Consider the following 23,463-nt stretch of genomic DNA (forward strand, 5'->3'; position numbering starts at 1 on the left):
AGGAGGCGGCTCGTAGGCTGTGGGTCATGTCCCGACTGCAGGCCGACGCCCCCGCCGACCTCTGGGTGCCGGTGACCGGCTCCCTCGGATTCCGCGGCCGCCGCCACCGCAAGGCGGCGATCGGCATGCTGCTGAGCCAGGCGAACCAGGGCACGGGCGCGACACCGCGTCCGGGCGGCGGCGCCTTCGCCTGGATCCTCAGCCAGGCGGCCCCGTTGCTGATGCGCCGCGCCGCCGGTCGCGTGCTGGTGTGGGTGTGGAAGAGCGACCCGGAGCTGCTGGTGGTGATGGCGCAACTGCAGGAGGCGACGCCGCAGCTGCGCACCGCCCGCGCCATGATGCCCATGGAGTACGACGACACCGAGTCGTTCCGGAACCCTTACCTCGGCGTCGGCGAGAAGCTGGCGATGCCCCTGCCCGCCGACCCGAAGACCCCGCCGTTCGCGACGTACACGTGGGACACCGGCTCGCACTTCGTCACCGTCACCGCGGTCTGCGCGGACCGCCAGCGCTTCGGCACGGTCATCGGCGCGGTGGATGACGTCGCCCGCACGCTCCGCGTCGTCGACGACCTGCAGGTCGGGGAGTCGCCGACCGTGGTGCGCATCGATCCGGCCTGATCGGGCAGCGACCCACGGTGGGGGTCGGCACGTCCGCCGGAGCCACCGGGCATGCGCCGCGTTCCGGTCCCTTCGACAGGCTCAGGGGCCGCCGCTGCGCAGACCCTGAACGAGGTCCGGTCCCTTCGACAGGCTCGGGGACCTCCGCCGCGCAGGCGAGCGTCGCAATCTCAGTCGTCGAGATCGAACGGGCCCAACGGGCGCCAGAGCACGACGTCGGTCGCCCGGCGGACGCGCGCGCCGTGGCGCAACGTCACGACCGAGCCGGTCGCGCCCGCCGCGAAGACGCGCGCACCGGGGCGCGACTGCCGCTCGGCCGAGAGCTGTCGTTCGAGGTCGTTCACACGACGCGCCAGCTCGTGCACGCGCTCCTCGAGAGCGAGCAGGCGCGCGATGGCGGGCAGGCTCATGCCCTCACCGGAGAGCCGCGCGACCTCGCGCAGCTGCTGCACGTGACGGCTGGAGTACCGCCGCGATCCGCCCTGGGTGCGCGCGGGCACCACGAGACCGAGACGGTCGTACTGTCGCAACGTCTGCGGGTGCATGTTCGACAGCTCCGCCGCGGCGGCGATGGCGAAGATCGGGGCGTCTTGGTCGATCTCTCTCTCAGCCACGTCTCACCTTCTTCCGTCGTGGCGGGTGCGACACCGGGTTCTCGGCATCCTGACTCATCGGATGCCGAGAACCACGGCGACGCGCGTGCGTCTACCGCGCTTTGGCCATCAGGTCGGCGCGGGGGTTCTCTTTCGGTTCGAGCGCCTGGTAGCGCTCGAGGGCTTCGCGGGCCGCGTCGTCGAGGTGTGCGGGCACGGCCACCTGGACCTCGGCGAGCAGGTCGCCGGTGCCCTTGGCGGTCGCGATCCCGCGGCCTTTGACGCGCAGCACGCGACCCGAGGGGGTTCCCGGGGCCACGCGCAGGCGAACGGTCTCGCCGCCCAGCGCGGGCACCTCGATCGTGGCGCCGAGTGCGGCCTCGGTGAAGGTGACGGGGACCGTCACCCGCAGGTTGAGGCCGTCGCGCGTGAACACGGGGTGCGGGCGCACCGCCACCGTCACGACGATGTCGCCGCTCTCGCCGCCGTCGGGGGACTTGCGTCCACGACCCCGGAGTCGGATCTTCTGCCCGTCCGAGACGCCGGCCGGGATCTTCACCTTGAACGGGACGTTGTCCTCGCCCTGCAGGGTGATGGTCTCGCCCTTCGCCGCGGTGACGAAGTCGATCGTCGTTCGCGCCGTCACATCGGACCCGCGCTGGGGGCCGCCGAAACCGCGGAACCCTCCCGTCGTCTGACCGAAGCGTCCGGAGCCGAAGCCCCCGCCGCCCTGCTGGTCGAACATCGAGAAGAAGTCGTCGAAGCCGCCCTGGGGCTGGCCGCGACCCTGACCGAACCGACTGAAGACGTCGTCGAAACCGCCGCCGCCGCTCGCCCCCGGAGCGGAGAAGCGCGCCCCCGAGCCCATGGCCCGGATCTGGTCGTACTCCTCGCGCTGCTCGGGGTCGTTGAGCACCGAATAGGCCTCGCTGATCTCCTTGAACTTCGCCTCGGCTTTCGCGTCACCCGGGTTCGAGTCGGGGTGGTACTGGCGCGCGAGCTTGCGATACGTCTTCTTCAGATCGGCAGCGCTGACGCTCTTGTCGACACCGAGGACCTTGTAGAAGTCCTTGTCGAACCAGTCCTGACTCGCCATGCGTCCTCCTCTTAGGCCGGCACGGCGACGACGACCTTGGCCGGTCGCAGCTCGACCGAACCGAGGCGGTAGCCGACCTCGACGACCTCGAGGATCGTCGTCTCGGTCACACCCGGGGTCGGCGCCTGGAAGATCGCCTCGTGCTGCTGGGGGTCGAACACGTCGCCGACGGCGCCGTACGACACCACGCCGAGGCGCTCGGCCACGGCCCGCACCTTGTCGCCGATCGCGGCGAGGGGGCTGCCCTCGACGAGGTCGCCGTGCTTGGCGGCGCGGTCGAGGTCGTCCATGACGGGCAGCAGGCCCTTCACGGCCTCGCCCTTGGCGCGCTCGATCTCGCGCTCCCGCTGCTCTTCGGTGCGCCGACGGTAGTTGGCGTACTCGGCCTGCAGGCGCTTGAGGTCGATCAGCAGCGAGGCCTCCTTGTCGGAGGACGCACCTTCTGCGGCCGCCTCGGGCGTCTGCTCGGCGCCGAGGATGTCGTCGATGGTCAGGCCATCGGCATCCGTCCCCGAAGGCTCGGACTGCTCGCCCGACGGCGCGGGGCCGGAGGTGTTCTCCTCCGGCCCCGTCTCGTCAGGACCGGCGCCCGAGCCCGTGGGCTGTTCGTCGTCCTTGTGTGCCATGTTCTCTGCTTACTTCTTGTTCTCGTCGGGGTTCTCGTCGTCGACGACCTCGGCGTCGATGACGTCTTCCTCGGGGTTCGGCGTCTCGCCGTTGCCCGGCTGACCCACGTTGGGGTCGGCCTGATCGCCCGCGGCCTGCGACGAGGCGTAGATGGCCTCACCGAGCTTGCCCTGGCTGGCGTTCAGCTTGTCGAACGCGGTCTTGACCGCGTCGTCGTCGTCGCCGGCGAGAGCCGTCTTGAGCGCGTCGACATCGCCCTGCACCTCGGTCTTGACCTCGGCGGGGAGCTTGTCGTCGTTCTCCTTGATCAGCTTCTCGATCGAGTACGACAGGGTCTCGGCCTGGTTGCGGGTCTCGGCGGACTCGCGGCGCTTCTTGTCGTCGGCCGCGTTCTCCTCGGCCTCGCGCACCATGCGCTCGATGTCCTCCTTCGGCAGCGACGAGCCGCCCGTGATGGTCATCGACTGCTCCTTGCCGGTGCCCTTGTCCTTCGCGGACACGTGCACGATGCCGTTGGCGTCGATGTCGAAGGTGACCTCGACCTGCGGGATGCCGCGGGGAGCCGGGGCGATGCCGGTGAGCTCGAAGGTGCCGAGCGGCTTGTTGTCGCGGGTGAACTCGCGCTCGCCCTGGAAGACCTGGATCGCGACCGACGGCTGGTTGTCGTCGGCGGTGGTGAAGGTCTCGCTGCGCTTGGTCGGGATGGCCGTGTTGCGCTCGATGAGCTTGGTCATGATGCCGCCCTTGGTCTCGATGCCGAGGCTCAGGGGGGTGACGTCGATGAGGAGGACGTCCTTGCGCTCACCCTTGAGGACACCGGCCTGCAGGGCCGCACCCACGGCCACGACCTCGTCGGGGTTGACGCCCTTGTTGGCGTCCTTCCCGGTCTCCTTCTTCACCAGCTCGGCGACCGCGGGCATGCGGGTCGAGCCGCCGACGAGCACCACGTGCGCGATGTCGTCGACCTTCACGCCGGCTTCGCGGATGACGTCGGAGAAGGGCTTGCGGGTGCGGTCGAGGAGGTCCTTGGTGAGGTCCTCGAACTTCGCGCGGGAGAGGGTCTCGCTGAGGGAGACGGGGCCCGAGTCGGTGAGCGACAGGTAGGGCAGGTTGATGGAGGTCGAGGTCGAGCTCGACAGCTCCTTCTTCGCCTGCTCGGCCGCTTCCTTCAGACGCTGGAGGGCGATCTTGTCGCCCGAGACGTCGACACCGGTGGTGTCCTTGAACTGCTTGATGAGGTAGTCGACGACGCGCTGGTCCCAGTCGTCTCCACCGAGGCGGTTGTCACCGGAGGTGGCGCGCACCTGGATGGTCGAGAAGTCGTCGTCCTTGCCCACCTCGAGCAGCGAGACGTCGAACGTTCCGCCACCGAGGTCGAAGACCAGGATGAGCTCGTCTTCCTTGCCCTTGTCGAGGCCGTACGCGAGGGCCGCGGCGGTGGGCTCGTTGATGATGCGCAGCACGTTGAGGCCCGCGATCTCACCGGCCTCCTTGGTGGCCTGACGCTCGGCGTCGTTGAAGTACGCGGGGACGGTGATGACCGCATCGGTCACGCTGTCACCGAGGTACTCCTCGGCGTCGCGCTTCAGCTTCTGCAGGATGCGGGCCGAGATCTCCTGCGGCGTCCACTTCTTGCCGTCGACGTCGAAGCTCCAGGTGGTGCCCATGTGGCGCTTGACGCTCGAGATGGTGCGGTCGACGTTGGTGACGGCCTGGCGCTTGGCGGTCTCGCCGACGAGCACCTCGCCGTCCTTCGTGTAGGCGACGACCGAGGGGGTCGTACGGAAACCCTCGGCGTTCGCGATGACCTTGGGCTCGCCACCCTCGAGCACGCTCACGACGGAGTTGGTCGTACCGAGGTCGATTCCCACTGCACGGGGCATATGTGTCTCCTTGCTTGTGAGCACGGCCGATGCCGCACTCGGGGTTCTGGGTGAAAGTCTCTGCGCGGGTTGAGCCGCGATGACTCAAGGTTATCGAACCCCCGTCGGGAGGTCAAGGCGACTTGATATGAATTGGCTCAACTTCTGGGTGCCGCGGTTTTCGAATCACTCCCCACCCCCACCCCCACGTACCGTTTTGGGGCGCATTCCTCCGTCTGGGGCGCGAAATACCACGCCCCAACCGCAGAAACGCGCCCCAAATCTTCACCTTCCGCCCCGCGACCACGACGCCCCCGCGACCCGGAAGTCGGCGGGGGCGTCGAACGGATGCCGCGAGCCCGGCGCGGCGGCCGGGCGGAGGCTCAGTCGCGGTCGCGATCGCGGCGCTGCGGCCGGTCGCTGCGCTTGGCGGAGCGACCGCCCTGGTCGAGGCGCAGGTCGATGAGCTGGCCCGAGATGCGGGTGTCGGCGAGGCGGTCGATCGTGTCGCGCGAGAGGTCGGCGGGCAGCTCGACGAGCGAGAAGTCCTGGCGGATCTGGATCGCACCGAAATCGTTGCGGCGCAGGCCGCCCTCGTTCGCGAGGGCACCCACGATCTGGCGCGGCTCCACGCGCTGGCGACGGCCCACCGCGATGCGGTACGTCGCGAAGCGTCCGCCGCCGCTGCGGCGATCGCCGCGGTCTCCGCCCTCACGAGCAGGGCGGTCACGGTCGCGGTCCCGGTCGAAGCGCGGCTGCTGGATCGTCTCCTCCTCGAGCAGCAGCGGCGTGTCGCCCTGGGCGACCACGGCGAGAGCTGCGGCCACGTCGGCCTCGGGCACGTCGTGGTGCGCGACGTAGTGGGCGACGACGTCGCGGAAGGTCGCGATCGCGGCGGTGTCCTCGAGGGCGGTCGTGATCGCGTCGTCGAAACGGGTGAGACGCGTGGCGTTGACGTCGTCGACGCTCGGCAGCGACATCTCGGTCAGCGGCTGACGCGTGGCCTTCTCGATCGCGGTGAGCATGCGGCGCTCACGCGGCGTCACGAAGCTGATCGCGTCTCCCGTGCGGCCCGCGCGACCGGTGCGGCCGATGCGGTGCACGTACGACTCGGTGTCGATCGGCAGGTCGTAGTTGACGACGTGGCTGATGCGCTCGACGTCCAGACCGCGCGCGGCGACGTCGGTGGCGACGAGGATGTCGAGCTTGCCCGACTTCAGCTGGTTGACCGTCCGCTCGCGCTGCACCTGGGCGATGTCGCCGTTGATCGCGGCGGCCGTGTAGCCGCGGGCGCGGAGCTTCTCGGCGACCGTCTCGGTCTCGTTCTTCGTGCGGGTGAACACGATCATGCCCTCGAAGTTCTCGACCTCGAGGATCCGGGTCAGCGCATCGATCTTCTGCTGGTACGACACCACGAGGTAGCGCTGGGTGATGTTCGCCGAGGTCGTGGTCTTGGTCTTGACCGTGATCTCTTCGGGGTCGTTGAGGTACTGCGCCGAGATGCGGCGGATCTGCGCCGGCATGGTGGCCGAGAACAGCGCGACCTGCTTGGTCGAGGGGGTGTCGGCGAGGATCGTCTCGACGTCCTCCGCGAAGCCCATCTTGAGCATCTCGTCGGCCTCGTCGAGCACGAGGAACTTCAGCTCGCTGAGGTCGAGGGTGCCCTTGTCGAGGTGGTCCATGATGCGACCGGGGGTTCCGACGATCACGTCGACACCGCGACGCAGGGCCGACAGCTGCTGGCCGTACCCCTGTCCGCCGTAGACGGGGAGCACCGAGACGCCCTTGATGTGGGCGGCGTACTTCTCGAACGCTTCGCACACCTGCAGCGCGAGCTCACGGGTGGGGGCGAGCACGAGGGCCTGCGGGTTCTTGTGGCCGGTCTCCATCTGCGACAGCACCGGGAGCGCGAAGGCCGCGGTCTTGCCGGTTCCGGTCTGGGCGAGGCCGACGACGTCGCGGCCCTGCAGCAGCACGGGGATGGTTGCCGCCTGGATCGCGGAAGGGGTCTCGTAACCCACGTCCTTCAGGGCCTTGAGCACGGCGGCATCCAGTCCCAGGTCGGCGAAGGTGAGCTTTTCGGGGGTGGTCTCGGCCTCAGCGGAGTCGACGGGGGTTTCGGATGCCATGACTCCACGGTAGTCTCCTGCGCGCCCGAGCGCGGGCCGGGGTCTAGCCTGAACCCGCGCGACGTCGTCGTCGCCGCGTCGTGCCGGGGCACCCGGCGTTCACCGAAGGGCCCTACCGTGACCGACATGTCCGCGCCCGGCACCGCCTCCGCCCCTGCCGCCGGCCGACGTCCCGTGCTGGCATGGGCCCTGTGGGACTGGGGCTCGGCGGCGTTCAACGCCGTCGTCACGACGTTCGTCTTCAGCACCTATCTCGCCAGCTCGCTCTTCGTCGACCCGGACGTCGTCTCCGCCGCCGGGGGCGACGACACGAACCCCGCGCTCGTGCGCGCCCTCGCCGACAACGCCAGCCTCGTCGGGGTCGCCCTCATGATCGCGGGCATCGTCGTCGCCCTCGTGGCCCCCGTGCTCGGTCAGCGCTCCGACGGCACCGGTCGCCGCAAGCTGTGGCTCGGCATCAACACCGGTGTCGTGGTGCTCGCCATGGCGGCGATGTTCTTCGTGGAAGGCACCCCCGCGTACCTGATCCTCGGCGCGACGCTGCTCGCCATCGGCAACGTGTTCTTCGAGTTCGCGAGCGTCAACTACTACGCGATGCTCACGCAGGTCTCCACGCGCGAGAACATCGGCCGCGTCTCGGGCTTCGGCTGGGGCATGGGCTACGTCGGCGGAATCGTCCTCCTCCTGCTCCTGCTGATGCTCTTCATCCAGAGCTTCGCGGATCCGGATGCCGGTGGCCTGCTCGCCGTGAGCAAGGACGGCGGTCTGAACATCCGGCTGGCGATCCTGGCATCCGCCGCCTGGTACGCGGTGTTCGCGATCCCGGTCCTCGTTCGGGTGCCCGAGATCCCGGCCCAGCGGCGCCGGGTGCGCGTCGGCTTCTTCCGCTCGTACGTCGTGTTGTGGGGGACGCTCCGCTCGCTCTGGCGCGACAGCCGCCAGGTGCTGCTGTTCCTCGTCGCGAGCGCCGTCTTCCGCGACGGCCTCACGGGGGTGTTCACGTTCGGCGCGATCATCGCGGCCCAGGTCTTCGGGTTCAGCTCGACCGAAGTGCTCTACTTCGCCGTCGCAGCCAACGTCGTGGCGGGCATCAGCACCTTCGTCGCCGGGCGCTTCGACGACCTGTTCGGCCCGAAGCGCGTGATCCTGGCATCCCTGGTCTGCTTGATCGTGCTCGGCACGACGATGCTCTTCATCGGAACGTCGCAGACCGGCTTCTGGATCGTCGGCCTGGGTCTGTGCGCCTTCGTGGGACCGGTGCAGTCGGCGAGCCGGTCGTTCCTCGCGCGCGTAGCGCCCGAGGGACGCGAGGGCGAGATCTTCGGGCTCTACGCCACGACCGGTCGCGCGGTGTCGTTCCTGGCCCCGGGCCTGTTCGCACTCTTCGTCGGCATCACGGGCGACACCCGCCTCGGCATCCTCGGCATCGTGCTGATCCTCGGGGCCGGGCTGCTGCTGATGCTGCCGGTGAAGACCACGGCGGCCGTGATCCGCTGACGCGGATGCGCCGGCTCAGTCGCTCGGCCAGGCGTCGGCGAACTTCGCCAGCAGGCGGGCGAACTCCGCGCGCTCGGCGTCGCTGAAGGATTCGAGCGCGGAGCGCACGGCATCCCGCCGCCGACCGCGGAAGCCGGAGACGAGCCCCTCCCCCTCGGCGGTGAGGCGCACGCGCGTGCGGCGCGCGTCGTCGGGGTCGGGCTCGCGCGCGACCAGCCCCATCTGCTCGGCCTGCTGCACCAGGCGCGACGCCCGGGGCTGATCCACGCCGACCGCCTCGGCGATCTCGCTCACCGACAGCGGACCGGATGCCGCGACGAGAGCATCGAGCAGACGCAGTCGCGCGGGACCCCCGAAGCGTCCTCGCGCCGGATCGGCCCACGGCGGCGCGCCACGACCCCACGGACCTCCGCCGTGCCCACCGTGCGGGTGGTGGTGCGCATCGGGCGGGAAAGCCGGGCGCGGGCGCCGACCGCGCAAGCGCGCAAGCGCCGCAGCGATGTCGTCGGCGGGGTCGGATGCCATCCCTCGACTTTACATGTCGCTTGACAAGCATCGGGAATACATGTCACAGTACATCCGTTGTCATGTGACATGCAATGGCGGATCGACCGCCGACGAAAGGACTTCCCATGAACACCTCCACATCTCTGGACGCCCGCAGCCTCGCCCACCGCCTCACGACGGTCGGCCACGCGCTGCACCACCGCCTCTTCGCGCAGCTGCGTGACAGCGGCATCCATCCCAAGACCCTCTTCCTGCTCAGTGCCGTCGACGGTCGCGTCGACGCACCGTGGATCGCCGCGCGCCTCGCCCGCGGCGGGAAGCGCATCGACTCGCTCGTCGCCGAGGGCTGGATCGCCCGTGGCGACACGGGCTGGACGCTCACCGACGAGGGCCGCGCGGTTCTCGCCCGGGTGGATGCCGCCCGCGCGGCGCTGCTCGCCGACGTTCCGGCCGAGGAGCTCGAGCACCTGACGACCGCCCTCGACGCGGTGTCGGCCGCCCTCGGCCTCGACGAGGCCGACGACGACAGCCGTCTCCCCGTCGAACCTGCGGTACCCGGCGCCGGTCGCGGCTTCGGCCCCGTCGGACGCGGCTTCGGGCCCGGGATGCGCGGCTTCGGCCCCCGCTTCGGTGCGGACCCGCAGCCGTTCGGGCCGCGAGAGCACGGCGAGCGCGACGGGCGCGGCTTCGCGCACGGCGACCGCGGCTTCGCGCACGGCGACGCCGGGCGGGGCGCGCACGGTCGTCACGGCTCCGCGCACGGCGAGACGGGTCACGAAGACGCCGGTCACGGGCACCTCGGCACCGCGGACCGCGGCGAGCACGATCGGGCCGGTCGCGGCCGCGGGTGCGCCCCGCGCCGTGACGGCTCCGGACACGAGCACGGACACCACCGCGGGCACGGTCACCACGACCGCCGGTCGGCGCAGCGCGCCTTCGAACGCGGGTTCGACGCCGGTTTCCGCCGCGGCCGCGAAGCGTCGGCATCCGGTGACGCGGCGTCCGGTGACACGTCGCCGTCCGCGTGAGCTCGCATAAACGCTCTCCGTGGGTAAAAACGCGCTCACGACGCGTTTCCACCCGGAAACAGCGTTTATCACCGCACGCGCCATCCCCGGAAAGCGCGACAGAACGGCCCCATCGAGGTCTCCTCGACGGGGCCGTTCTCGCGCGGGTCAGCGGCCGGCCGACCCCGCGTCGGTCGTGCCGACGTCGGTGCGGTGGAAGTTGAGCGCCGAGCGCGACGCGGTCGGACCGCGCTGGCCCTGGTAGCGGTTGCCGTAGGGGCCGGAGCCGTAGGGGTTCTCGGCGGGCGACGTCAGGCGGAAGTAGCAGACCTGCCCGATCTTCATGCCCGGCCACAGCGTGATGGGCAGGGTCGCGACGTTCGAGAGCTCGAGGGTCACGTGACCCGAGAAGCCCGGGTCGATGAAGCCGGCGGTGGAGTGGGTGAGCAGGCCCAGGCGTCCGAGCGAGGACTTGCCCTCGAGCCGCGCAGCGACGTCGTCGGGGAGGGTGACGCGCTCGAACGTCGACCCGAGCGCGAATTCACCCGGGTGGAGGATGAACGGCTCGTCGGGTTCGACCTCGATGAGGCGCGTGAGCTCGGGCTGATCCTCGGCCGGATCGATGAAGGGGTACTTGTGGTTGTCGAACAACCGGAAGTACCGGTCGAGACGCACATCGACGCTGGAGGGCTGCACCATCGCGGGGTCGTAGGGGTCGAGGCCGAGGCGACCGTCGTCGAGGTGGGCCCGGATGTCGCGATCGGAGAGCAGCACGGGATCAGCCTAGGGCGTGTGGTCGGGCCGCGGCGGCTCTGCTCGCCCCGACCGCGCGCGCCCGCGCGCGACCGCCGAGACCGCACGCGATCCGCGAGGACGCACGCGATCGTTCGTACATCGATGCGTTCTCGGCGATGCGATGCGGCCTCGACGGTGCCGATCGCGTCACTCTCGCGAGGTCGGACGATGCGGCCCCACGCACCGGTCACAGCGGGTCGGTCCGGTACGAGCACGCGATCCCGACGCGAGGACGGGCGGGCACGGAACGCGGATGCCGCCGGAGACGCTGTTATGCTGGCCGGGTCGCCGCGAGGCGCACGGGGCTGTAGTTCAATGGCAGAACTTCTGCTTCCCAAGCAGACAGCGCGGGTTCGATTCCCGTCAGCCCCTCCACGGGCCCGACTCACCGCCGCAGGCGGTGGGGCGGGCCTTTCGCGTGAGTGCCGTCCGAAGCGAGGTCGCGTGGGGCCCACGCCGCAGGAAGCCTCGTGCGCCGGCGCCGGCGCCTCGCCCGAGACCACCTGCCCATGCGGCAGGGTGGGACCATGCTGAGCGACGCCGAGCGGGAGGAACGCACGCGCCTGTATGCGCGCGTCTACGCCAAGGGCGCGACCACGGACCAGGCGCTCGTGAACCGCCTCCGTGAGCTGGACGACCGCGCGCGGATGCAGCCCGAGACCGACCCCGCGCCGGCCGAGGAGTACGCGCGGACGGACGACGACGACACCGATCCGGCCGAGGCGGGGCAGAGCACAGAGCCCGGTCCGGCCTCATCGCGCCGTCGTCGCCTGGCCCTCGCCGTGGAACGTCGCACAGCCGTCATCCCGCTCCTCGCGGCGGTCGCCGGGCTGGTGGGCGGCGCGGTCATCGGCGCGACGTTCACCCCGCCGCGCGCCGGCGGCGACATCCCCGAACTGAGCTACGCCGCGACCTCCGAGGACAGGCTGCCGTTCCCCGAGACGGTGGGCCTGCTCGATCCCGCGTCCGTCCGCTTCGTCGCGAGCACCGAGAACGGACTCGTCTACGTCGGGCGTCAGCCCGACGTCCCCGGCGAGGTGTGCCTCGTGGTCGTGTTCTCGAGTGCGGGCGACGGCGCCGGCGCCCAGTGCGGTTCCGCCGACGTCACCGCCCAAGTGGATCCGGACACGTGGGTCGTCATCGGCGAACCTTCCACGGCGAAGATGAACGACATCCTCCTCAGCCGGTTCGACACGCGACGGCTGTCGGAGAGCGTCCGCCTCTACACGCTTCGCGACCGGTCCTGACGAGCGTCATCCACCCCGTCAGGCGGCGGCTTCGCTCACGACCCGCGCTCCCGCCCCACCCAACGCGGCGAGGAACGCCGCGTGCACGGCCTCGCCGGACACCTCGACTCCGCCGTAGGCGAGATCGGGGGCGGCGCAGGCGTCACCGACGACCGTGACGGCGTAACCGAGGTCTATGGCGGCGCGGACGGTGGCATCCACGCACATGCTCGTCATCATGCCGACCACGAGCAGCTCGCGCGCGCCGAGCTCGCGCAGGCGCTCGTGCAGGTCGGTGCCGACGAAGGAATTCGGCGCGTGCTTCACGATCACCGTCTCGCCCGGCTCCGGGGCGACGCGGGGGTCGATCTCGGCTCCATCGGTGTCCACCTCGAGGAAGCCGCCGCCGGCGGGGCTTTCGTGCCGCACGTGGATGACGGGCGCCCCGAGGTCACGCTGCCGGGTCAGCACGCGTGCGGCGGCCTCCGCCGCGGCATCCGGGTTCACCAGGGGGTGACGACCTCCGGGGAAGTAGTCGCGCTGGATGTCGATGATCACGAGGACGGGCTGCATGCCCTCCACCCTCTCACCGCCGCGGCGACCGGGCGCCGGTTCACCCGCGCAGGTGCGAGGCGCCGTTCAGGTCGAGGATGGCGCCCGACGCCCACTGCGAGCGCGGCGAGCTGAGGTAGACCACGGCATCCGCCACTTCTTCGGGAGTGGCGACACGGCCGAACGGACTCTGATCCCGGATGCCGTCTCCGGCGGGCCCGTCCAATTTCTGCTGCTGCCTGTCGGTGCCCACGAAGCCGGGGGCGACGCTGGTGACGGCGATGCCGTGCGGGGCGAGGGCGACCGCGAGCGATTGGCCCATGGCGTGCAGGCCCGCCTTGGCGGCGCCGTAGGCGGGGAACTCCGGCTCGCCGCGGAACGCTCCGCGCGAGCCGACGTTCACGACCGCACCGGGCAGACCACGGTCGATCAGCGACCGCGCGACCAGGTAGGTCATGTTGGCGGGAGCGCGCAGGTCGACCTCGACCATCCGCTCCCACGTCTGGTGCCAGGTCGCGTAATCGACGGTGTCGATCGGATGCGAGGTCTCGGGGCTCGGGGCGATCGCCGCGTTGTTGACGAGAACGTCGATGCGTCCGAACGCCGCGAGCACCTCGTCGACCACGCGCTGTGCGATCGCGGGGTCGGAGAGATCGCCGCCCACGAGGAGATGCCCGTCGCCGTGCAGGAGGGCGAGCGTCTGCTCAGCGGCATCCTGATCGGACCCGTAGTGCACGGCGACGCGGTCGCCCCTCTCGCTGAGGGCCACCGCGATGGCCCGACCGATTCCGCGCGACGCGCCGCTGACGAGGGAGTGCTGCATACGTCCATCCTGCGGGACACCGAGCGTCCGGGCGGCACACGCGAAACGGCGGCGCCGCCCGGACTGTCCGGGGCTCGCACACCGGGCGATGACCGGTCGCTTCCGGTGTGGAGGGCCCACGCTACGTCTGCGGTCGGCGGCGGCGGTGGGGTTGACGAGCTCCCCCCGAGGGTGCGGGGGTCGCCTCTGCGCCGGGCGCCGAGGACCGACCGCGAGCGGCGGCGGTCAGGCGCGGGTGAAGCCGTCGAGGTCGGGGTCCCAGAACGCGTCGGGGTTGTCGGTGTCGATGGTCTGCTCGTGCGCGATGGCCGGCGCCTGGGGGAAGCGCTTGTGCTGACGCAGCTCCTCGGCGGCCCAGGAGAAGTCGGGCTCCTCGCCCGCCCAGTCGTGCGCCGGGGCGCTGAGCACGTCGTTCCCGACGCCGATGACGAGTTCGGCTTCCTCGGTGTCGCCCGCCTCGGTCACGATCGGGATGCTGACTGCCTCCGCCTGCCCGTCGGCGGCGATCGATGCGGTGAGCTGCACGAGCGCCTCCGCCACGTCGTCGGTCGTGGTCACGGTCTCGCCGGCGTACGTCACACATCGCATCCCCTCATGCTGGGGGCAGCATCGACGCCGCGGGGGTCGGTTGCCCCCGCAGCGCCCATCCGATAGGGGCGCGGTGTCGGAAGGTCGCGCTAGGGTCCGAAGCATCGCGGAAGGAGCCGAGACCATGACCGACGCACCCGAGCTGACCGTCGACGACGTCGCCGCCTGGCGCGCCTGGCTCGACGCTCACGAGAGCGAGAGCGACGGGGTGTGGCTCGTGCTCGCCAAGAAGGGCACGACCTCGCCCACCACCCTCACCTACGCCCAGGCCCTCGACGAGGCGCTGTGCAGCGGGTGGATCGACGGGCGCAAGCAGTCGAGGGATGCCGCGACCTTCCGCCAGCACTTCACCCCTCGGCGAGCGCGGTCGATGTGGTCGGCGCGCAACGTCGACATCGTGGCGCGCCTGAGCGAAGAGGGCCGGATGCGACCGCGCGGCGCCGACGAGATCGCCCGCGCCCAGGCGGACGGACGCTGGGATCGCGCCTACGCCGGATCCGCCACGATCGAGGTACCCGCCGACCTGCAGGCGGCCTTGGATGCCGTGCCGGCGGCCGCTCGCGCGTTCGCCGCGCTCACCAAGGCGGAGCGCTACTCCGTGCTGCACCCGGTCGTCACGGCCACGACCGACGCCGCGCGCGCGGCCCGGATAGCTCGCCACGTCGCATCTCTCGCCGCGGAGCCGGCGGAGCGACCCACGCCCGGGGGACACTGACCCGTGCGCGTGCGACGGTCTCTCGGTGTCGGGCTCGCGGCATCCCTGTTCCTCGGCCTCGTCGCCTGCTCCGACCCGAGCCCGGGCCCGACCACGTCATCCGCCGCCGGCGCGGCCGACGGGCCGGTGGTGTCGTTCTACGGCGACTCGTACACGCGCGGTACCGGCGCGAGCTCGTCGGAGAAGCGCTGGTCGACGATCGTGTCGGCCGAACGGGGGTGGCAGGAGATCAACCGCAGCGAGAACGGCCTCGGCTTCGTGAACCGCCGCGACTCGATGCTCGGAGGACTCGACGACATCCCCGCGCTCGTGATCGCTGACGACCCCGACATCGTGTTCGTGACCATGGGCCTCAACGACAACTTCAGCTACGACACGCGCGCCGACGACATCCGCGCAACGATCGACAGCGACCTGACCCGTCTGCGCGAGGGACTGCCCGACGCACGCATCGTCGTCGTCGAGCCGTTCTGGTACACCGACGACAGGCCGGCCTCGGTCGACGTCATCGCCGGATGGGTCGAAGACGCTGCGGCACGCATCGGCGCCGATCACGTCAGCGGTGCGAGCCGCTGGCTCGAGGGGCACGATGCCACCGCGCAGGTCAGCTGGATGGCGGGCGACGGTCTGCACCCGAACGACATCGGCTACGCCGTCATGGCGGAGCGGATGGATGCCGCACTCCGCGCCCTCGATCCGCCGCTCTGATCACCGAGCTTCGGGGCGCGATCTTCCGTTCGGGGCGTGCGATTCACGCCCCGAACGCCGGAATGCGCCCCGAACCGGGGTCTCGGGCCGCCAAGCGCGGGGCCGCCCCTCGGGGAGCTCAGGCGGGCGCGGCCGTGCGGGCGCGGAACCAGACGGTCAGTTCGCGGACCGCGCGGATGCTCGCCTCGTCGTCGTCGGACTCGAGGTCGTCGAACGTGTCACGGAACCCCTCGGGCGCCGGCGTCGCGGGCGCGGTGATGGGTTCGTACCCCATCGTCCATTCCTCGAAGCGGCGCTCCTCGATCTCCTCGGTCAGCAGCACCCGAATCTCGTCGTGGCGCGGATCGCGACGGATCTTCGCCATCAGCTCGTCCACGGCGTCCTTCGGCCCCTCCAGCACCTGGAAGAACCGCCCGCGGCGGTAGAGCAGCATGCCCGACAGGTCGTGCTCGTGGTTCGAGCGGCGACTCTGGGCGAGGAGTTCGGCGAGACGGGCGTCATCGAAAGTGTCGATGGCCCGACTGACGTATGACACGGCGGCCAGCGGAGCGCTCATGCGGTGTCCTCCTCGACGGCGCGGGGCGCCGGGACGCGGACCTGCTGAAGGGTGATGACCTCGTCCTGCGGGGGTTGGCCGTTGGTCACCGCGGCCATCGCCGCCGTGAGGGTGCGGAATCGGCCGACGACGCGCGACGAGCCGTCGAAAGCGAGGTAGCCCCCGTCGGCCTGACGGTCGATGTAGCCGAGGAACATGCCCTTTCGGCTGCCGACATGGAAGCCCTCTTCGACGCGGGCCCAGATGACGCCGGCACCGGGGCGGTCGGGAGACACCATGCTCACCGCTCCTTCCGCCCGGGATGACGCGCCGGGCACCAGCGACCGTACCCGGGCCCTCCGACACCCGTCCGCCCTTGACAGATCGCGCCACGCGGCTCCGCCCCTTCCGCCGGGGGCCCGGGCGAGCGGACGCCGATCATCGCTCCGGTCCTGGCTGGGAAGGGAAAACGCCGCGGATCGGGGGAAAACCCTTACGCCGTAAGCCCGCGACACCCGCTCGTCACGGCGCTCTCGGCGGCATCCCGGGACGGTCCGGGGTGTCAAACTGAACCCCCGGAGGTGGATGCGATGACCCAAGATGCGCGGAACGTGCCGCGTTCGAGCGTGCGCCGACTCAGCCGCGACCTCATCGTCACCACCGCTCTCGCGCAGATCGACGGTCGGGGCGCGACGGGCCTGTCGATGCGCACTTTGGCGCAGGAGCTCGATGTCGAGGCGATGTCGCTCTACCGCTACGTCAACGGCAAGGAAGACCTGCTCGAGGCGATCGTGCGCCTCCTGATGCGCGACCTCATGACGGCCCTTCAGGACGCCTCGACGCAGCAGTGGCAGGGCTTCCTGCAGATCACCGCGCACGAGGTGCGGCGCATCGCCGTCGAACACCCGCGGGCCTTCCCGCTCGTCGCCACGCGGCATCCGGCCGCCCCCTGGCTGCGGCCTCCGCTGCGCAGCGTCGAGGTCGTGGAGATCTTCCTCTCGACGCTCCTCGCTCAGGGTTTCACCGACGACCAGGCCGTGAGCGCCTACCGGGCGTTCAGCAGCTTCCTCCTCGGCCAGCTGCTTCTGGAGTCCGCCGTCCGCGGCGCGGAGACGGGGCCCGTGGAGGAGCCGCTCGACGAGGGGAACGCCGACATCCCGGCCCACGACGGCGACGCCACGCTCGCCGACGCCCCCACCGTCCGCCACCTGCGGGCTCTGCTCAGCGAAGATCGCGCCGAGGAGGAGTTCGAAGTCTCGCTCGAATCCCTGCTGGACCGCCTCGATCGAGAGCTGTCGCAGTAAGCCCCCCCCGGGGCCTCGCTCAGGCGACCGCGGAGCGGATCTGCGCGGCGTCGTCGGTGCCGGTGGCCTCGACGATCAATCCGTGCTGCACCCGGTACATCGCGAACGACGCGATGCTCACGCGCGTACGCGTCGGCGCGACGAACGCGTACGCACCGGTGTGACTTCCCCCGCCCCGCAGATGCACGGCCAGCCGGTCGTCCTCGACGAGGAGCTGAATGCGCTTCCACTGCCAGTCGGGAAAACCGTGCAGCAGGTGCGCGTAGTCGGCGATCCACGCGTCGGCCCCCGCGGGCAGGTGCGCACGTCGCACGCTCGGGTGCAGGAACTCACGGACCCGCTCGATGTCGTGGCGGTTCAGCGCGTCGAGGAAGTCGGCGAACCACTCCCGCATCTCCCACGGTTCCATCGGTCCATTATCGGTGGCGGCCACCTCTCACCGGCCCGCGACGGCCGCGACGTCGGGCGTGCAGAGGTGGAGGGCATCGCCGCGCGCGGCACGACTAACACACCGACCGGGCGCGCGCCGCCCCCTCCACGATCTCCCCGCCGGCATGGAACCGTGGGGACATGGCATCCCCCCTCGCCCTTCTCCGCGACGACTCGCTCTCGCTCCTCGTGCGCGGCTACGGTTTCGGCGCGCACCTCTGGCGGCGCGCCGACCGCGGCGCCCGTGCCGTCCCGTTCCGCCTGCTCGGGCGCGAGGCGCTCTTCGTGCGGGGCGAGGAGGGCGTGGCGCTCTTCTACGACGAGTCCCGCACCCGCCGGCACGGGGCGATGCCCGCGTTCATCCAGGAGTCGCTGTTCGGCCACGGCTCGGTGCACAGCCTCGACGGCGACGAGCACCGCCACCGCAAGGCGACGTTCGTCGACGTGCTCTACGACGACGTCGAGGTCGCGCGCCTGCTCCCCGAGCTCGAGCGGCAGTGGCAGGGCGAACTCGACGCCTGGGTCGGCGGCGGCGACCGGTCGGCGTACGACGCCGCCGTGGGAGCACTGGGGCGCGCGATCATGCGGTGGGCCGGCATCCCGGGCACGGCGGCGGCGCAAACGCGGTGGGCGAAGCGTCAGGCGCAGATCGTCGACGGCTTCGGTGTGCCGTACTCACCCGAGTTCCTGCTGGCCCTGGCCAACCGCCGCTGGTCCGACCGCCATGCTGCGGCGCTCATCGACGCCGTGCGCGAGGGGACGCTCGACCCCGCCGAGGGCACCGCCCTGCACGCCTGGGCGTGGCACCGCGACCGCTCGGGCGACCTGCTGCCCGCGAAGCGCGCCGGCGTCGAGCTGCAGAACAGCTTCCGCCCGATGATCGCGGTCTCGCGCTTCGTCGCGTTCGCCGCGAAGGAGCTGCACGACCGCCCGGAGTGGCGCGAGCGCATCGCCGCCGAGACCGCGGAGCGCGGATCGCTCGTCGGCGGGGAGCTGGCGACGGCCTTCGCGCAGGAGATCCGCCGCACCGCGCCCTTCGTGCCGATGCTGCCAGCGTGGGCCGAGACCGATGTCGAGCTCGACGGGCAGCGCGTGGCGAAGGGCGGTCGGGTCGTGCTCGACATCCTCGGCACCGACACCGACACCCGCGAGTGGGAGCGCCCCTCCTCCTTCGACCCGGAGCGCTTCGTCGGTGTCGACGATTACGAAGCCATCCGCGCTTTCGTCCCCCACGGCGGTGCCGACGTGCGTACCGGCCACCGCTGCCCGGGCGAGAAGCTCGCGATCGCCGGGCTCGCGGCATCCATCGCGGTGCTCAGCGACCCGCGCCTGCGCATCTCGGGCCGCGGTCTCGACGTGAACCGGCGGCGGATGCCGACGAAGCCGCGCTCCGGCGGTCGCGTGCGCCGCGCGGACGCGCCGTCGGGCTGCCCGTTCCACCGGGGCTGACTCGTCACGGGGACAGGCTGCACCGCGAGAACAGGGCGATCAGCGGCGGGACGGCCTGTCGCGGTGGCATCCCCTGTCCTCACGACACGGATGCCGCGGCTCAGCCCGCGGAACGCACCCGGCGATGCCGCTCGGGCTGAGGCGCGTACCCACGAGCCGAGGAGGGAGAGCGGCCGGCTCAGTCCTTCGTGTCGCGCGGCTGCGGGAACGGGCTCGGCACCACCGGCACCGTGCCCGTGTAGCCCTCGCGCTCGGCGGCGAGCTCGGCGATGCGCTTGCGGCACGCGAACCAGCCCGCGGTGATCAGCAGGCTCGCGACGACGGCCACGACGAGCGTCGCCGGCGAATCGATGAACACCAGCACGAGCACCACGGCCAGGAACACCAGGGTCAGGTATCCCGTGTACGGCGCCCAGAACAGCCGGAACGAGGGGCGTACGAGCTCGCCCCGGTCTGCGAGCTGCTTCAGACGCATCTGGCACACGATGATGGTCGCCCAGGTGACCAGGATGCCGACGGCGGCGACGTTCAGCACGGTCTCGAACGCGTCGCTCGGATTGACGTAGTTGATCACCACGCCGAAGAGGGCCACGAACGCGGTGATGGCGATGCCGCCGTAGGGCACGCCCGCCTTGTTCATGCGGGCGGCGAACTTCGGTGCCGACCCCGCGACCGCCATCGAGCGCAGAATGCGTCCGGTGGAGTAGAGACCGGCGTTCAACGACGACAGCGCCGCCGTCAGCACGACGAGGTTCATGATGACGTCGACCCCGGGTACGCCGATCGAGGCGAAGAACGTCACGAACGGGCTCTCGTCCTTCGAGTACGCGGTGAACGGCAGCAGCAGCGACAGCAGCAGCACCGAACCGACGTAGAACACCGCGACGCGGATGATCACCGAGTTGATCGCGCGCGGCATGACCTTCTCGGGGTTCTTCGTCTCGCCCGCGGCGGTGCCGATGAGCTCGATCGATGCGTACGCGAAGACGACGCCCTGCATGAGGATGATCGCGGGAAGGATGCCGTTGGGGAAGAAACCGCCGTTGTCGGCGATCAACGAGAAGCCGGTGGGCGCACCCGTGGGGGTGCCGAAGACGACGAAGTAGATGCCGACGAGCAGGAACGCCACGAGGGCGGCGACCTTGATGAGCGCGAACCAGAACTCGAGCTCTCCGAACACCTTCACCGAGACGAGGTTGACGGCGAGCACGGTGACGAGCGCGGCCAGCGCCCACACCCATTGCGGGACCGCGGCGATCCACGGCACGTACTTGCCGAAGAAGTTCATGTACAGCGCGGCCGCGGTGATGTCGACCATCGTGGTCGTGGCCCAGTTGATCCAGTAGAACCAGCCCGAGACGAACGCGGCCTTCTCTCCGAAGAACTCGCGCGCGTACGAGACGAACGAGCCCGAGGTCGGCCGGTGGAGCACGAGCTCCCCGAGCGCGCGCAGGATGAAGAACGCGAACAGACCACAGACCGCGTACGACAGAACGATCGCGGGTCCCGCCTGGGCGAGACGGCCGCCGGCGCCGAGGAAGAGTCCCGTGCCGATAGCGCCGCCGATGGCGATCATCTGCACCTGACGAGAGGTCAGTCGCTTGTGGTAGCCGCTGTCCTCGAGCTGCACGGTCGAGGTGTGGATCGGCGCGGCCGCGTCGCCGGAGCCCGGGGTGGTGTCAGTCACCTACCCATCGTGCGATTCGCGCAGCGACTGTCCAGGAAGCGCGCCGCGAAGCCCGGCATCCGCAGCCGTCTGCGCCCGCCCCCGGATCAGAGCCAGTGCTTGCGCTTGAACGTCAGCCAGAGCCCGAAGGAGGTCGCCGCCATGAGGCCGAGCGCCATCGGGTAGCCGAAGGTCCAGTCGAGCTCCGGCATGTTCCGGAAGTTCATGCCGTAGATCGCGCCCACCAGGGACGGGCCGAAGAGGATCGCCGCCCACCCCGAGATCTTCTTCACCTGGTCGTTCTGCTCGAGCGAGGTCTCGGTCTGACGCTGCGTCACGAGCGTCGCGTTGACGGTGAGGGCGTTGTCGAGGATCGCGCGCAGCGCCGTGAGCTTCTCGCCCTGACGCAGCACGTGGTCGAGCACGTCGCGCAGCGAGCGCTGCAGTTCGATGTCGACGCCGTACTTGTCGGCGCCGCGCAGCAGAGCCTCGAGCATGTCGCGGAGCGGTTCGACCGCACGCTGGAAGTGGATGACCTCGCGCGCGAGCTGGTAGATGCGCTGGGTGAGGTCGGCGCCGCCCTCGCTGAACAGACCGTCCTCGATCTCGTCGACGTCGTTCTGGAGCCCCCGGGCGACCGGGTCGTACTGGTCGACGACCTCGTCGAGGATCGCGTACAGCACCGCCTCGGGGCCGCGCGCGAGCAGATCGGGGTTCCTCTCGAGGCGCCGGCGTACCCGCGCCAGGTCGGGGACCTCGGCGTGGCGCACGGTCACCACGAAGTCCGCGCCGATGAACACGTGCAGCTCGCCGAACTCGACGGTCTCGGTCTCGTCGATGTAGCGCGCGGGACGCAGCACCGTGAACAGGTTCTGCCCGTAGCGCTCGAGCTTCGCGCGCTGGTGACCTGTCAGCGCGTCCTCGACGGCGAGCGGATGCAGGGAGAACTCCGCGGCCACGCGCTCGAGTTCTTCGGGAGACGGGCGCAGCAGGCCGATCCAGGCCATCCCGCCGTGCGCCTCCATGTACTCGAAGGTCTGGTCGAGGCTCGAGGGGTTCTCGATGCGGTGACCGTCGACGTAGACCGCGCTGTCGATGATGGGCATGTCTACCGTTCTACCCCTCTCAGGTGGACGAGGGATGACGCTGACCGCGGCGCCGGCGTCCTACCGCCGCGTGCGCCCCTTGGTGGTGAGTTGCAGCACACCCGCGATCACGAGGATGACGCCCAGACCGGCCGACAGCACGTTGTTGCCGACGCTCGCGCCCGACGAGATGTCGACGACGGCCAGCACCAGATTGAACAGACCGATGACGACGAGAGCCCAGCCGAGCACGGGTGCGAGATTTCCACGGTTCACAGCTGCACCATAGCGTCGAAGCCCTCCCGCCTCTCCGACCCGCCGCGGGTCACTTCTTCGGGTCGTGGCCCCAGTTCATCAGCGAGTAGCGCCAATCGGTGTCGGTCACGTCGCCCTTCGGCTTCTGCGCACTGTGCCGCTTGACGTAGCCGACGACCTTACGCATGTGGGCGAGGTCTTCGTCGGTGAGGTCGGCCTTCTTCTTCTCGAGGATGCGCACGATGTGGCGGCCGCTCTCGTGACCGGTCGATTCGCCGCCGTCCTTCTTCTGCCCCACGGACTTCGACTCGTCGGTGTCGAGCCACTTCTTCAGCTCGCTCGCGGTCATGTTGACCGCGTCATCGAAGTCGCTGCGGGTCTGGTCGTCGTCGTCGCTCATGTCGTCATCCTGGCCAGCGCCCGGGCGCGCGACGGCCCCCTTGCGCCGATGGCGGGGCCATGGCATCCCCTTCGCCCGGTCAGCCGACGGGCTCGCTGAGCGGCTCCTCGGCGTCGGGCCCGGGATGCCGCGACCCCGCGCCGCGCCGCGCGGCGGCGAGCACCGCGCCGATGCTGGCCGCGATGACCAGGGCGATACCGGCCACCTCGAGCAGCGACAGCTTCTGCCCGAGCAGCGCGAAGCCGGCGATCGAGGCCGTCGCGGGGCCGAGGCTCATCATGATCGCGAACGCCGACGCCGGCAGGCGGCGCAGGGCGACGAGTTCGAGCGCGTAGGGGATGGTCGACGACAGCAGCGCGACGGCGGCCCCGAGGGCGAGGATGTCCACGCGCAGCAGCGCGGGCCCCGCCTGCCAGAGGCCGAAGGGCAGCGCCAGGCACGCGCCGACCGCCATCGCGAGCGCGAGGCCGTCCAGACGCGGGAACTGTCGCCCCACGCGCGCCGACGACAGGATGTACAGGGCCCAGCTGACGGCCGCGCCGAGAGCGAAGACCACGCCGAGGGCGTCGAGGCGGTCCCATCCGCCGGCGCCGAGCGCGACCACTCCCGCCAGGGCGAGCCCCGCCCACAGCCAGCGGGCCGCCCCCGTCGCGGTGAGGATCGAGAGGGTGAGCGGCCCGAGCACCTCGATCGTCACGGTGACACCCAGCGGGAGCCTCTCGAGGGCGAGGTAGAACAGCCCGTTCATCGATGCCAGCACCACGCCGAACACCACCACCGACCGCCAGGCGACGCCCGTGTGCCCCCGCAGGCGCGGGCGCGCGATCGCGAGCAGCAGCAGCGCCGAGAAGACCAGGCGCAGCATGACGATGCCGAGCGGCCCGGTCTGGGGGAAGAGCATCACCGCGAACGACGCGCCCACCTCCTGGCAGGCCAGGCCGACGAACACGAGAGCGGCGGCCGAGCCCTGTCCGCCGCGCGCGCTCATCGTTCGG

General features: G+C 70.7%; 26 protein-coding genes and 1 tRNA gene. 9 read left to right on the forward strand and 18 right to left on the reverse strand.

Going from position 1 to position 23,463, the window contains the following annotated elements; all coding sequences use genetic code 11:
- Nucleotides 1-26 precede the first annotated feature (26 nt).
- The gene (locus AB0230_RS14955; RefSeq protein WP_366376568.1) at nucleotides 27-620 is read left to right on the forward strand and encodes a hypothetical protein; all 594 of its coding nucleotides are present in this window, start codon (nucleotides 27-29) and stop codon (nucleotides 618-620) included.
- 170 nt (nucleotides 621-790) lie between these two features.
- Here AB0230_RS14955 and AB0230_RS14960 read toward each other — a convergent pair whose 3' ends face one another.
- From AB0230_RS14960 to AB0230_RS14980, 5 genes are all read right to left on the reverse strand, one after another.
- Nucleotides 791-1,234: a MerR family transcriptional regulator gene (locus AB0230_RS14960; RefSeq protein ID WP_366376570.1), complete on the reverse strand. Its 444-nt coding sequence runs from the start codon at nucleotides 1,232-1,234 to the stop codon at nucleotides 791-793.
- A gap of 91 nt (nucleotides 1,235-1,325) precedes the next feature.
- Nucleotides 1,326-2,309 carry a DnaJ C-terminal domain-containing protein gene (locus tag AB0230_RS14965; RefSeq protein ID WP_315994261.1) on the reverse strand — a complete coding sequence of 328 codons (984 nt, stop codon included), beginning with the start codon at nucleotides 2,307-2,309 and terminating at the stop codon, nucleotides 1,326-1,328.
- A gap of 11 nt (nucleotides 2,310-2,320) precedes the next feature.
- Nucleotides 2,321-2,935 (reverse strand): nucleotide exchange factor GrpE, encoded by a 615-nt coding sequence (locus AB0230_RS14970; protein WP_366376573.1) that lies wholly within the window; start codon nucleotides 2,933-2,935, stop codon nucleotides 2,321-2,323.
- Nucleotides 2,936-2,944: 9 nt separating this feature from the next.
- Nucleotides 2,945-4,819 carry a molecular chaperone DnaK gene (gene dnaK / locus AB0230_RS14975; protein ID WP_366376575.1) on the reverse strand — a complete coding sequence of 625 codons (1,875 nt, stop codon included), beginning with the start codon at nucleotides 4,817-4,819 and terminating at the stop codon, nucleotides 2,945-2,947.
- Between the two features lie 362 nt (nucleotides 4,820-5,181).
- Nucleotides 5,182-6,927 (reverse strand): DEAD/DEAH box helicase, encoded by a 1,746-nt coding sequence (locus AB0230_RS14980; protein ID WP_315994258.1) that lies wholly within the window; start codon nucleotides 6,925-6,927, stop codon nucleotides 5,182-5,184.
- Nucleotides 6,928-7,053: 126 nt separating this feature from the next.
- Between AB0230_RS14980 and AB0230_RS14985 the strand changes: the two genes are divergently transcribed.
- Nucleotides 7,054-8,424, forward strand: coding sequence for an MFS transporter (locus AB0230_RS14985; RefSeq protein ID WP_366376773.1), 1,371 nt, complete (start codon nucleotides 7,054-7,056; stop codon nucleotides 8,422-8,424).
- 15 nt (nucleotides 8,425-8,439) lie between these two features.
- Here AB0230_RS14985 and AB0230_RS14990 read toward each other — a convergent pair whose 3' ends face one another.
- A complete protein-coding gene (locus tag AB0230_RS14990) occupies nucleotides 8,440-8,949 on the reverse strand; it encodes a MarR family transcriptional regulator (protein WP_366376578.1) in 510 nt (169 codons plus the stop codon).
- Nucleotides 8,950-9,056: 107 nt separating this feature from the next.
- Here AB0230_RS14990 and AB0230_RS14995 point away from each other — a divergent pair, with 107 nt between their 5' ends.
- Entirely contained in the window at nucleotides 9,057-9,959 is a 903-nt protein-coding gene (locus AB0230_RS14995) for a hypothetical protein (protein WP_366376580.1), read from the forward strand.
- A 147-nt stretch (nucleotides 9,960-10,106) separates the two neighbouring features.
- On the opposite strand, the gene dcd is transcribed toward AB0230_RS14995, so the two are convergent.
- Nucleotides 10,107-10,712, reverse strand: coding sequence for a dCTP deaminase (gene dcd, locus AB0230_RS15000; RefSeq protein ID WP_315994255.1), 606 nt, complete (start codon nucleotides 10,710-10,712; stop codon nucleotides 10,107-10,109).
- Between the two features lie 322 nt (nucleotides 10,713-11,034).
- On the opposite strand from dcd, the gene AB0230_RS15005 reads away from it, so the two are divergent.
- Both AB0230_RS15005 and AB0230_RS15010 read left to right on the forward strand, forming a co-directional pair.
- Nucleotides 11,035-11,108 (forward strand) — tRNA-Gly (locus AB0230_RS15005).
- 152 nt (nucleotides 11,109-11,260) lie between these two features.
- On the forward strand, nucleotides 11,261-11,980 hold the full coding sequence (locus AB0230_RS15010) for a hypothetical protein (protein WP_366376582.1): 720 nt from the start codon (nucleotides 11,261-11,263) through the stop codon (nucleotides 11,978-11,980).
- A gap of 18 nt (nucleotides 11,981-11,998) precedes the next feature.
- On the opposite strand, the gene AB0230_RS15015 is transcribed toward AB0230_RS15010, so the two are convergent.
- The 3 genes from AB0230_RS15015 to AB0230_RS15025 form a co-directional block, all read right to left on the reverse strand.
- Nucleotides 11,999-12,532, reverse strand: a complete 534-nt coding sequence (locus AB0230_RS15015; RefSeq protein WP_363388689.1) for a cysteine hydrolase family protein — start codon at nucleotides 12,530-12,532, stop codon at nucleotides 11,999-12,001.
- Between the two features lie 40 nt (nucleotides 12,533-12,572).
- Complete coding sequence (locus tag AB0230_RS15020; protein ID WP_366376585.1) at nucleotides 12,573-13,334, reverse strand: SDR family oxidoreductase; 762 nt, start codon at nucleotides 13,332-13,334, stop codon at nucleotides 12,573-12,575.
- Between the two features lie 225 nt (nucleotides 13,335-13,559).
- Nucleotides 13,560-13,922, reverse strand: a complete 363-nt coding sequence (locus tag AB0230_RS15025) for a hypothetical protein (RefSeq protein WP_363388686.1) — start codon at nucleotides 13,920-13,922, stop codon at nucleotides 13,560-13,562.
- Between the two features lie 124 nt (nucleotides 13,923-14,046).
- Here AB0230_RS15025 and AB0230_RS15030 point away from each other — a divergent pair, with 124 nt between their 5' ends.
- Complete coding sequence (locus AB0230_RS15030) at nucleotides 14,047-14,637, forward strand: YdeI/OmpD-associated family protein (protein WP_315994250.1); 591 nt, start codon at nucleotides 14,047-14,049, stop codon at nucleotides 14,635-14,637.
- A 9-nt stretch (nucleotides 14,638-14,646) separates the two neighbouring features.
- Nucleotides 14,647-15,345, forward strand: a complete 699-nt coding sequence (locus AB0230_RS15035; RefSeq protein WP_366376587.1) for an SGNH/GDSL hydrolase family protein — start codon at nucleotides 14,647-14,649, stop codon at nucleotides 15,343-15,345.
- Between the two features lie 118 nt (nucleotides 15,346-15,463).
- Here AB0230_RS15035 and AB0230_RS15040 read toward each other — a convergent pair whose 3' ends face one another.
- Both AB0230_RS15040 and AB0230_RS15045 read right to left on the reverse strand, forming a co-directional pair.
- The gene (locus AB0230_RS15040) at nucleotides 15,464-15,901 is read right to left on the reverse strand and encodes a BLUF domain-containing protein (RefSeq protein WP_363577171.1); all 438 of its coding nucleotides are present in this window, start codon (nucleotides 15,899-15,901) and stop codon (nucleotides 15,464-15,466) included.
- Complete coding sequence (locus AB0230_RS15045; protein WP_315994247.1) at nucleotides 15,898-16,179, reverse strand: hypothetical protein; 282 nt, start codon at nucleotides 16,177-16,179, stop codon at nucleotides 15,898-15,900. Before AB0230_RS15045 ends, AB0230_RS15040 begins: the two co-directional genes overlap by 4 nt.
- Nucleotides 16,180-16,470: 291 nt before the next feature.
- Here AB0230_RS15045 and AB0230_RS15050 point away from each other — a divergent pair, with 291 nt between their 5' ends.
- Entirely contained in the window at nucleotides 16,471-17,184 is a 714-nt protein-coding gene (locus AB0230_RS15050; protein WP_363388674.1) for a TetR/AcrR family transcriptional regulator C-terminal domain-containing protein, read from the forward strand.
- A gap of 19 nt (nucleotides 17,185-17,203) precedes the next feature.
- Here AB0230_RS15050 and AB0230_RS15055 read toward each other — a convergent pair whose 3' ends face one another.
- A complete protein-coding gene (locus tag AB0230_RS15055; RefSeq protein ID WP_366376590.1) occupies nucleotides 17,204-17,593 on the reverse strand; it encodes an ester cyclase in 390 nt (129 codons plus the stop codon).
- Nucleotides 17,594-17,754: 161 nt separating this feature from the next.
- On the opposite strand from AB0230_RS15055, the gene AB0230_RS15060 reads away from it, so the two are divergent.
- Nucleotides 17,755-19,062, forward strand: coding sequence for a cytochrome P450 (locus AB0230_RS15060; protein WP_366376592.1), 1,308 nt, complete (start codon nucleotides 17,755-17,757; stop codon nucleotides 19,060-19,062).
- Nucleotides 19,063-19,240: 178 nt separating this feature from the next.
- Here AB0230_RS15060 and AB0230_RS15065 read toward each other — a convergent pair whose 3' ends face one another.
- The 5 genes from AB0230_RS15065 to AB0230_RS15085 all read right to left on the reverse strand — a co-directional run bounded on the left by AB0230_RS15065 (nucleotide 19,241) and on the right by AB0230_RS15085 (nucleotide 23,456).
- Entirely contained in the window at nucleotides 19,241-20,707 is a 1,467-nt protein-coding gene (locus tag AB0230_RS15065) for an amino acid permease (RefSeq protein WP_366376775.1), read from the reverse strand.
- A 128-nt stretch (nucleotides 20,708-20,835) separates the two neighbouring features.
- Nucleotides 20,836-21,834, reverse strand: a complete 999-nt coding sequence (locus AB0230_RS15070) for a magnesium and cobalt transport protein CorA (RefSeq protein ID WP_363577177.1) — start codon at nucleotides 21,832-21,834, stop codon at nucleotides 20,836-20,838.
- 60 nt (nucleotides 21,835-21,894) lie between these two features.
- On the reverse strand, nucleotides 21,895-22,089 hold the full coding sequence (locus AB0230_RS15075) for a hypothetical protein (protein ID WP_366376595.1): 195 nt from the start codon (nucleotides 22,087-22,089) through the stop codon (nucleotides 21,895-21,897).
- Between the two features lie 49 nt (nucleotides 22,090-22,138).
- Nucleotides 22,139-22,468: a DUF3140 domain-containing protein gene (locus AB0230_RS15080; protein WP_366376597.1), complete on the reverse strand. Its 330-nt coding sequence runs from the start codon at nucleotides 22,466-22,468 to the stop codon at nucleotides 22,139-22,141.
- Nucleotides 22,469-22,547: 79 nt separating this feature from the next.
- Nucleotides 22,548-23,456, reverse strand: coding sequence for an EamA family transporter (locus AB0230_RS15085; protein WP_363388656.1), 909 nt, complete (start codon nucleotides 23,454-23,456; stop codon nucleotides 22,548-22,550).
- Nucleotides 23,457-23,463: the final 7 nt, after the last annotated feature.

This window comes from Microbacterium sp. NPDC089190 (assembly GCF_040701795.1).
Lineage (GTDB): Bacteria > Actinomycetota > Actinomycetes > Actinomycetales > Microbacteriaceae > Microbacterium > Microbacterium galbum.